This is a genomic window from Segatella copri, assembly GCF_009495355.1.
Taxonomy (GTDB): Bacteria; Bacteroidota; Bacteroidia; order Bacteroidales; family Bacteroidaceae; genus Prevotella.
Map to the genome: position 1 here is coordinate 40,267 of NZ_VZAD01000066.1, position 9,669 is coordinate 49,935.

At 50.1% G+C, this 9,669-nt stretch carries 7 protein-coding genes and 1 pseudogene; 6 read left to right on the forward strand and 2 right to left on the reverse strand.

The window, feature by feature from the left end:
• The first annotated feature begins 165 nt into the window (after positions 1-165).
• Complete coding sequence (locus F7D20_RS08865) at positions 166-1,617, forward strand: glycoside hydrolase family 140 protein (RefSeq protein WP_437182665.1); 1,452 nt, start codon at positions 166-168, stop codon at positions 1,615-1,617.
• Between the two features lie 111 nt (positions 1,618-1,728).
• On the forward strand, positions 1,729-2,649 hold the full coding sequence (locus F7D20_RS08870) for a cation diffusion facilitator family transporter (protein ID WP_228114153.1): 921 nt from the start codon (positions 1,729-1,731) through the stop codon (positions 2,647-2,649).
• 103 nt (positions 2,650-2,752) lie between these two features.
• On the opposite strand, the gene F7D20_RS08875 is transcribed toward F7D20_RS08870, so the two are convergent.
• On the reverse strand, positions 2,753-4,810 hold the full coding sequence (locus F7D20_RS08875) for a TonB-dependent receptor plug domain-containing protein (protein WP_158463735.1): 2,058 nt from the start codon (positions 4,808-4,810) through the stop codon (positions 2,753-2,755).
• A gap of 374 nt (positions 4,811-5,184) precedes the next feature.
• Here F7D20_RS08875 and F7D20_RS08880 point away from each other — a divergent pair, with 374 nt between their 5' ends.
• From F7D20_RS08880 to aat, 4 genes are all read left to right on the forward strand, one after another.
• Positions 5,185-5,691: a flavin reductase family protein gene (locus tag F7D20_RS08880; RefSeq protein WP_158463736.1), complete on the forward strand. Its 507-nt coding sequence runs from the start codon at positions 5,185-5,187 to the stop codon at positions 5,689-5,691.
• A 53-nt stretch (positions 5,692-5,744) separates the two neighbouring features.
• Positions 5,745-6,047 (forward strand): ATP-dependent Clp protease adaptor ClpS, encoded by a 303-nt coding sequence (locus F7D20_RS08885; protein ID WP_022252174.1) that lies wholly within the window; start codon positions 5,745-5,747, stop codon positions 6,045-6,047.
• A 41-nt stretch (positions 6,048-6,088) separates the two neighbouring features.
• A complete protein-coding gene (locus F7D20_RS08890) occupies positions 6,089-8,530 on the forward strand; it encodes an AAA family ATPase (protein ID WP_158463737.1) in 2,442 nt (813 codons plus the stop codon).
• 73 nt (positions 8,531-8,603) lie between these two features.
• Complete coding sequence (aat, locus tag F7D20_RS08895; RefSeq protein ID WP_158463738.1) at positions 8,604-9,272, forward strand: leucyl/phenylalanyl-tRNA--protein transferase; 669 nt, start codon at positions 8,604-8,606, stop codon at positions 9,270-9,272.
• Positions 9,273-9,458: 186 nt separating this feature from the next.
• Here the strand turns inward: aat and F7D20_RS12935 are convergent.
• Positions 9,459-9,669 (reverse strand): annotated as a pseudogene (locus tag F7D20_RS12935) (hypothetical protein); the annotation flags it as partial.

Genomic DNA, 9,669 nt, shown 5'->3' on the forward strand with positions numbered 1-9,669 from the left:
AGCATTCTTGTTGCCTTCCTCGTCTTGCTCGTCTACATCATGATGGCAGCCCGCAAGAAATCTACGCACGCAGAATCACAATAACCAGCTTTTTTTTGCGTTATAAGTCTAAGAAGACTTAAAGCTACAGAAACAATGAAGAAAACATTCAAGACCTTGACCATCATGACTGTGGTCTGCCTACTCACTGCCACAGTCCATGCCGCAACCCATGTAAAGCCCTGGAGTCATGGTAGACTGATGGTGTCTGCCAACCATCGCTACCTTCAGTTGAAAGATGGTACCCCCTTCTTCCTTCTGGGAGATACAGGCTGGCTTCTCCCCGAACGTCTCGATCGTTCGGAAGCACAGTATTACCTTCAGAAATGCCGTGCGGCAGGCTTCAACACTGTCTTGGTGCAGGTGATGAACGGAACCCCTGCCTATAACATCTATGGACAACCCTCGCTGCCAGCTGGATGGGACTTGACGAAGGCCGATCCCGATGGTGTGTACAGCTATTGGGATCACATGGATTATATCATCAAACTGGCCGAACAGAATGGTATCTATATCGGTATGGTGACTATATGGGGCTCACAGGTGAAGGCAGGTAATATCAATGCACGCCAAGCCAAGGCTTACGGCAGTTTCCTGGCCAACCGATACAAGGACTCGCCCAACATCATCTGGGTGATGGGTGGCGACATACAGGGCGACATCCACCCCGAGGTATGGGAATCGTTGGCAAGTTCCATCAAGAGCATCGACCACAACCACCTAATGACGTATCATCCCCGTGGTCGTTATACCTCAGCTAAGTGGTGGAGCAAAGCTCCGTGGATAGACTTCCATGCTTTTCAGAGTGGACACCGCAAGTATGGACAGCGCATGGGCAACAAGGACTATCCCATTCCCGACAATACTGAGGAGGACAACTGGATGTATGTGGACTCAACCTGGGCCTATAACCCCATGAAGCCTGTGCTCGATGCAGAGCCCAGCTATGAGGATATCCCCAAAGGACTACACGACCCTTGTGAAGAGCGTTGGCAAGACTACGATGTGCGTCGCTATGCCTATTGGAGTGTTTTTGCCGGCTCTTGTGGTCACACCTATGGTCATAACGCCATCATGCAGATGCTGAAGCCTGGTTATCCCACGAGTTATGGCATCAGCGGCTCGGAGAAAACTTGGTATCAGGCTCTTGATGACCCTGGCTTCAATCAGATGAAGCATCTCAAGAACCTGATGCTCACCATGCCTTATTTCGAGCGGGTGCCCGACCAGAGCATCATTGTGGGCAGGAATGGCGAACGCTACAACCGTCTGCTTGCCACCCGTGGCAAGGATTACCTGATGGTGTACAACTACAACTGTGTGCCCATGAAGATAGACCTTGGCAAGGTGTCGGGTGATAGGAAGAATGTGTGGTGGATGGATGCTGCCACAGGCTGTCTCGACTATATCGGCGAGTTCGACAGCCGCATCGTAACCTTTGCCCCACAGAAGGGAGTCAGAGGCATAAGCGACGGCGTGTTCATTGCCATCGACAGCAGCAAGCATTATCTTGCCAAGGACCAGAAACAGATTGCCGACCAGAGTCTGGAAGGCAAGCCGAGAGACCTGAACGAGTAGGTAACTCAGATAATACATGATTTTTTTATCTTTTTTAATCTCTTATCTTTTCCGTTTTCACAAAAATAAGCTATCTTTGCCGCCCAATTATACAAAAACATGAATGTTATGATGGATGAGAAACAGAGATTAAGATCAGTTTACAAGGTAACAATAGCAGGCAGCATCATCAATGTGCTGTTGCTTGTGCTGAAGTTTGCCGCAGGCATCTTGGGACATTCTGCCGCCATGATAGCCGATGCCATCCATTCGCTCACCGATTTCGCTACCGATGTGGTGGTACTGGTATTCGTAAAACTGGGCAATAAGCCGAAGGATAAAGACCATGATTATGGGCATGGCAAATACGAGACGCTTGCCACTGCCATCATCGGCATTTCGCTCTTCGTGGTGGGTGTGATGATCTGTTATTCTGGTGTTACCAAGACCTATCGTGCCATCTGCGGCGAGACATTGCGGCAGCCGGGCGTTGTAGCCTTGATTGCTGCCATAGTAAGTATCGTGATGAAGGAGTGGGCTTATCAGTTTACGGTAAAAGCCGGAAAGAAATATCATTCCGAGGCAGTTGTGGCGAATGCCTGGCATCATCGCAGCGATGCTTTGTCAAGTATCGGAACGATGTTCGGTATAGGCGGCGCCATTATCCTGGGAGAAAAGTGGGCGGTGCTCGATCCGCTGGCTGCCATCATCGTGAGTGCCTTCATCATCAAGGCCGCCTGGGGACTGGTGATGCAGTCTGTGAAAGAACTGACGGATGCCAGTCTTCCGGAAATGGAGGAAGATGAAATTCTGAAGATTGCGAACGAAGAGCGGGGAGTGGAAGAGATTCATAACCTGCGTACCCGTCGCATCGGAAACAAGATTGCCATCGAGATGCATGTCCGCATGCCAGGTTCTCTTTCGCTTTATGAGGCGCATGAGCATGCTACTCATATAGAAACAAAACTGAAGCAGCACTTCGGCGCAGATACCCATGTGGGAATCCATCTCGAACCGATAAAAGTGAACGGAAAATATCTGAAACCGGAATAAAAGTAGGTAGAATTATACGAACTCCGACTAAAAAAGGAACGAGCCTTGAAGTAACTGATGAAAAGTTCGCTTCAAGGCTCGTTTTTATTATATTGCCAGTTTATTACCAACCGAGGTTGACACTGGCACCAGCCATGATCCACAGTCCTGGCTGCTTCACGCCAGCGAGGTCGTAGTAGCGATGGCAAGTGATATTATCGGCCTTCACGTAGATGCTATATTTCTTCTCATCCCACATGAGCTTGCAGTCCACCTTGGTGTAGGGAGAGTAACCATTCATGCGTTGTTGCCAGCGCACCGCCCATGAAGCAGAAAGCTTTTTCCATATCTGATGATCCAAGCCGAAGACAGCTTTGTGCTTGAGATATTCCAAAGCATAGAGCGACTTGAGAATGTCGGCATCGGTTTTATGATCCTGGTAGATATAGGCATATCCCACCTTGATGCGTGTGATGAAGCAGTTGTGTATGAGCTCTCTCATGTAGATAGTGGCATCGAGGTTATAGCCCATGTTGTTGAGTTTTCCGATATTCATCACGTGATATTTGCTGTCGGCGAGTTCGGTTTCCGAGGTCTGTACCCAATCTATCATGTTGGTGCCGTGTGCATAGAATCCGCTTATCGTAGCAGCCAACCCCTTCTGTCGGTACTGTGCACCTATCTTGAAAGTAGAGTTTTTCTCAGGGCTTAGTGTGATGTCGCCTTGTTGCACCACATTACTGATATATAGATCGGTGTAGGTAGGCATACGCAGCGCCTTGTTCCAGGAAGCAAAGAACTTCCAGTTGTCGTCAGGACGGTAGCTCATGTCTATACCTGGATAGAAACGGAAGTCGTTGTCAAGTCCTGTGTTCTTATTGGCGAGGACACCTGCCGAGAGTGTGAAACCTCCGAAGATGAAGTTGTGCTCCAGCATGATGTTGGTATTGGTTCGCTCGCCCTTGCGTGTGTACTGTCGGTCGGTTCCGTGAATGTTCTTATAGTCTTCTTCTGCCAGTGGCTCGCCGAGGGCAGTAGAGTAGATGCGCTCCTTGCTGATATCGAACGCTACGGCTGTCTTACCTAACATCCATGCTATATTGGCATTTAGTCCGCCTCCATATACATCCAGGTCGTGGTAGTTTTCACCCGCTGCAGCCCCCGCTTTGCCGCGTGTCAGCTGATAGTGGTCCTTGAAGTTGTTGTAATAGAACTGTGGAGCGATTTGCCACGTCTGGTGTGGGTTGTGCAGGTTGAGGTTGAGCGATGCCATTGTGTGGTCGGTCTTCTCATACTGGTTGTTGAACTTGGCGCTGTAGAATGTGTTGGCTCCGTAGCTCTGTTGGGCATATCCCACCTGTGCGTTGATATCGAAGCGTTGGTTGTAGCTCAGGTTGACTTGTCCGAAGCCCTGTCCTTTCTCAAAGTCGCTGTTCTCCGTGCCACCATCCGAGCGCTTGTAGCCACCACTGGCAGAGTAGGCGTGTGTCCACTTGCCTGTGGTGAATGAAGACTGTAGGCGCCCCTGTGTAGCGAAGCTGCCAAACGATCCACCCTCTACGAGTGCTGCCACTCCATCGTTTTGTGCTTTTCGAGTCACGATGTTGATGGCGCCATTGAAGGCTGATGTTCCGAAAATGCGAGAAGCAGCACCCTCGAGCACTTCGATGTGATCGATGTCGGCAAGGGCAACAGGAAAGTCGGAAGCATTGTGACCCGTCTGTGGATTGGAGATGTTGACGCCATTCAGGAGAATGGTAATCTGGTCGAAGGTTCCACCATTGATGGAGATATCCGTCTGTACACCAAAGCCACCGCGCTGACGGACATCCACGCCAGTAGCTAATTTCAAAACATCATTGATGGTCTGCGCAGCCGCACGATGAATATCGTCGCGGGTAATGACAGACACAATCTTGGGAGACTGCTCAACAGTCATTGGAGCACGTGAGCCGGTAACGTTCACCGCGTCGAGCTCGTAAGCCTTTCCTCCCTTATACAGGGTAGAGTCGGCCTTTACACCCTCTGTGCTGATGCCTTCAGCCTTGGCATGGCTGAGTGTGGCAACGCTGAGTGCGCCCACGAGCACCTCTTTTCCCAAAACGGAGAAAAGAGCATAGCCCTTGTTGGAGAAGCGGTTGAACTTCAGGCAGTTGTGCTTGTTAAAAATTGATTTGTACATTAAAAATGAATGTATAAAAAGATTAAAAAATAAGCCTTTGGCTGTTTTGCCATGGGCTTTCGGCCTGCAAAGGTACTGCAAAAATCTGATTAAACGAAGAGATTGGGAATTTATTTTCATCCCTGAGTGTGAGATTTTTAACTGAACTTCAGAAGTTATAGAAGTAAAAAAAAATCTTGTAAAAAATCCTATTCCTTACAATTATACGCAGTTTTTTATTATCTTTGCATAAGATATCCTGCGCTCGGCAATTTGAAAGCAAGCTTTCATTGCGCTCGCTTGCGATATCTTTGCACTCAACTTTCGCAAATGTGAAGGCTCTGCTAATGACACAACATAAAGGTGAGTTTCACCTTATTAAATATAATATAGATATGAAACAGATAGACATTAAGCAAATCAACGACAATGTTTTTGAGACGATAGGGAAGGAGTGGATTCTTGTGGCTGCAGGCAACAAGGACAAGTTCAACATGATGACAGCTTCTTGGGGTTGCCTGGGCTGGCTGTGGAACAAGCCCGTGGCAGTGGTGTTCATTCGTCCCGAGCGCTTCACACACGAGCTCATAGAGGCCAACGACACCATGACACTCTCTTTCTTGGGGCATAGCGAGGAAGCACGCAAGATATACAATTTCTGCGGTTCAAAGAGTGGACGCGACCTCGACAAGTGTGAGGCCACAGGACTCAAGCCCGTCGTCTTGGAGGGTGGCAGTATCGGTTTCGAACAGGCCCGACTCACCTTGGAGTGCAGAAAACTCTATAAGGACAGTATGTCGGCAGAAAAGTTTATCGACAAAGACCTTCTGCAGTGGTATGGCGCCAAGGGCGGCTTCCACGATGTGTATGTGGTGGAAATCACTCATGCCTACGCAGAGTAGAACTATCAAAAAGACTCATTCTCTCTTAGCAACATAACAAACGCATTTGAATTATGGCACAAGGACAAACAGCAGTAAAAGAACGTCAGGATCTTGAAATCAAGAAGCCTAAACGTTATCAGGTACTTCTACACAACGACGACGTCACACCGATGGAATTTGTCGTCGACATTCTGTACACATGCTTCTTCAAGGCCGCCGAGGAATCCAATGCCATCATGCTCAAGGCCCATCGCGAGGGGAAAGCCTCGGTAGGCATCTACAGCTATGACGTGGCAAAGAGCAAGGTGGAGAAGGCGAGGAGGAAGATAGACAAGGCAAAGTATCCTCTCGAATTTACCATTGAGCCTGTGTGAAAAATTGATTTTGCAAAGTTGAGTAAAAAATAAGTATAGCTATGGAATTATTCCCAGGACTTACCCAATCCATGTCCTTCTTCTTTTACAAGGCAATGGACAATGTAGTCTCATACCATCACGAGTTTCTCATGCCCGAGCATCTGCTGTTGAGCATCATCGACCATCCCGAGGTTGTCCGTATCATGCGCCGGATGAAGATCGACCAAAAGTCCATGCGTCAGGAACTCGACGCGTGGCTTAAGCAGCAGGAGCGCATTCCCAAAGAATTCTCTCATGTGAAGCCCGAGCCTTCGGTGCTTTTCAAGGCAATGCACAGCTCTGCCTATCTGGTCAACCTGGCTGGCGGAGCTGGGGTGAAACTCAATGTGACTCATTTCCTCACTGCCATGCTGACTCTTCCTTACACAGAGGCTCCCTTTCTCATCGACAAGTACATCGGTGAGCAGGGCGAGAAGTTCACCCGACTCGTAGGCGAAAAGTTTCCCGATGAGGAAGACCCGGAAATGAAAGAGCTTAGCAAATTCTCTCCCCTGTTGGCGAATGAGAGCGAAGGCGGTCTCAGCGATGAAGAGTTGATGAACGAGATGAGGGCATTTATAGAAAGCGGAAGTTCCGACTTCGATGATGACGACGAAGACGGTGATGACGGCGACTTCTGGTATGATGACGACGATGACAACGATGAAGACGACGGCATCGACAACGATGAGTATGACGACCCTGAAGGCTGGCAGACCGGAAAACGCCATCCCTCCGACTGGCATAAGCTCGTCACCTGCATCTCCGACAAGGTAGACCAGCACAATCCGCTTATCGGCCGCGAGAAAGAACTCGACCGCACCATACAGGTGCTCTGCCGTGCCGAGAAAAATAATCCGCTGCACGTGGGCGAGCCTGGTGTGGGAAAGACAGCCCTCGTCTTCGGACTTGCCAAACTCATCAACGAGAATCAGGTGCCCGACCGCCTCAAGGGAGCCCGCATCTACGGCATGGACATCGGACAGATGCTTGCCGGATCGCAGTATCGTGGCGACTTCGAGAAACGCATCAAGATGGTGATGGACGGAGCTGCCAAGGAGGGCAATGTCATCATCTATATCGACGAGATTCACAACATGATAGGAGCCGGAAGGGGATCGGATGGCGGACCTGATGCCTCCAACATGCTCAAGCAGTATCTCGAGGCTGGCGACATCCGCTTCATTGGTTCCACTACCTACGAGGAGTACAACCGCTACATGGCGAAGAGCAAGGGCATCGTGCGCCGTTTCCAGCAGATCGACATCAAGGAGCCTTCCGTCGACGAAGCCATCAAGATTCTCGAGGGGCTGCAGCATAAGTACAATATCTATCATGGCGTCACCTATCGCAAGGACGCCCTCGAATATGCGGTGCGGGCCAGCGACAAATACATCAGCAACCGCTTCCTGCCCGACAAGGCCATCGACCTCATGGATGAGGCCGGCGCCTATCTTGAGGTGCATCCTGCCAACCGCCAGCGCTCTTATGTCACCAAGGCCGTCATTCAGCAGATTCTCACCAAGGTGTGCAAGATAGACGCTGCCGCCATCAAGGACGAAGACAACTCTGCCCTGGCATCGCTGCGCCAACGAATGCTCGACAAGATCTATGGTCAGGACACAGCCGTCGACAAGGTGGTGGAAGCCGTGATGATGGCGAAGGCAGGACTCATCGACGACGACAAGCCTATGGCGTCGCTTCTCTTCGTAGGACCTACGGGAGTGGGCAAGACCGAGGTGGCACGCGTCCTCGCCCGCGAGTTGGGCATCGAACTGGTGCGCTTCGATATGTCCGAATACACCGAGAAGCATGCCGTTGCCAAACTCATTGGCTCGCCGGCAGGCTATGTGGGCTACGAGGACGGTGGACAGCTCACCGACGCTATCCGCAAGACGCCCAACTGCGTGCTTCTGCTCGACGAGATAGAGAAGGCACACAGCGACATCTACAACATCCTGCTCCAGGTGATGGATTATGCCCGACTTACCGACAACAAGGGTCAGAAGGCTGACTTCCGCAACGTCATCCTCATCATGACCTCTAATGCCGGAGCTCAGTATGCCTCGCAGGCCAACATCGGTTTCGCAGGCAATGTGAGTCGTGGTCAGGCGATGCTCGCACAGGTGAAGAAAACCTTCCGCCCCGAGTTCATCAACCGTCTTTCCGACACTGTGGTGTTCCACGATATGGACAGGCACATGGCAGAGCTTATCCTCGACAAGAAGCTTGCCCAGCTCGCCGACAAACTCAGCGCCAAGGGCGTCAGTATCGAGCTTACACCTCAGACGCGAGAGCAACTCCTAAAGTGGGGATTCACCAAGGAGTATGGCGCCCGCGAGATGGATCGTGTCATCGGCAACCGCCTCAAGCCTGTGCTCATGAAGGCTCTTCTCTTCGGCAAGCTGAAGAAGGGTGGAAAGGCAGTGGTTAAGCTCGAAGGCAAGGAGCTGGTGATATAGTTAAGATGTTAACTTCTCTAACTCCTTAACTTCTCTAACTCTCCATTTGCAATTAATACTCAAAAAAAGAACAATGATATTTCAGATAGACGAGTCAACGCCTTATCCCACGTTTCCCGACCCACGCTCAGGCGATGAGGACGGACTCTTTGCTGTGGGCGGCGATTTAAGTATCGACCGCCTGCTGCTGGCTTACTGCCACGGCATCTTCCCCTGGTACAGTTTTCGCGACCAGCCTGATATTCTGTGGTATTGTCCTATGCAGCGTTTCGTCATCTTCCCCGAAGAGATACACGTGAGCCACTCCATGCGCACGCTCATCAACAAAGACCAGTACAGCTACAGCATCAATGAGGCGTTCGACGACGTCATCGCACAGTGCAGCAAACTGCGCATCGAGCAGGATGGAGCCTGGCTGGGCGACGATATGATCAAGGCTTATACGGAGCTTCATCGTCAGGGCTTTGCCTCGAGTGTAGAAGTGTGGGACGATGCTACCGATCAGCTCGTGGGCGGACTCTATGGCGTCACCATCGGCCCTGTGTTTATTGGCGAGAGTATGTTCTCGCTCGTTCCCTCAGCCTCCAAGCTGGCGCTCATCTATCTGGCCCGTTTCATGCAGCGTAAGGGAATGAAACTCATCGACTGCCAACTCGAGACTCCGCATCTCCGTTCCATGGGCGGTAGGTTTATCAGCTACGATGACTATCTGAAAATCATCAATGATGATGATGAGTCTTGATAACAGAAAATATTATCAAGATTTTTTTGTTTTATCAAGAATTAGATAAAAACAAATCCTGACTGAAAATCGATTTTGAACAAAATGACTTTGAACAAAATGACTCAGTCAGGATGTTGTAAGAAGCTATGACATTCTAATGTCTTAACCCCTTGATACTTTATAAAACTTGTATCTGAAATTCCATTAGAATATAGGTGTTCCGATGCAGCCGTTGGGTGCCTGGATGTGGAGCAGGGCACTTACGGTGGCGGCAATGTCGGTCATGTAGTGAGGCTGGGTAGTGGCACCATGCTGAATGTGCCATCCCATGAAGACCAAAGGAATGTGGATGTCGTAAGGATTACCCCAATTCGGGATAACCGAGTGTTTAATACGATATAAATGCAGCGTGAAT

What these genes read in the sequence shown, in the direction of transcription:
- F7D20_RS08865 (WP_437182665.1), top strand. Translation starts at nt 166, where the DNA reads ATGACTGTGGTCTGCCTACTCACTGCCACAGTCCATGCCGCAACCCAT.
- F7D20_RS08870 (WP_228114153.1), top strand. Translation starts at nt 1,729, where the DNA reads ATGGATGAGAAACAGAGATTAAGATCAGTTTACAAGGTAACAATAGCA.
- F7D20_RS08875 (WP_158463735.1), bottom strand. Translation starts at nt 4,810, where the DNA reads ATGTACAAATCAATTTTTAACAAGCACAACTGCCTGAAGTTCAACCGC.
- F7D20_RS08880 (WP_158463736.1), top strand. Translation starts at nt 5,185, where the DNA reads ATGAAACAGATAGACATTAAGCAAATCAACGACAATGTTTTTGAGACG.
- F7D20_RS08885 (WP_022252174.1), top strand. Translation starts at nt 5,745, where the DNA reads ATGGCACAAGGACAAACAGCAGTAAAAGAACGTCAGGATCTTGAAATC.
- F7D20_RS08890 (WP_158463737.1), top strand. Translation starts at nt 6,089, where the DNA reads ATGGAATTATTCCCAGGACTTACCCAATCCATGTCCTTCTTCTTTTAC.
- aat (WP_158463738.1), top strand. Translation starts at nt 8,604, where the DNA reads ATGATATTTCAGATAGACGAGTCAACGCCTTATCCCACGTTTCCCGAC.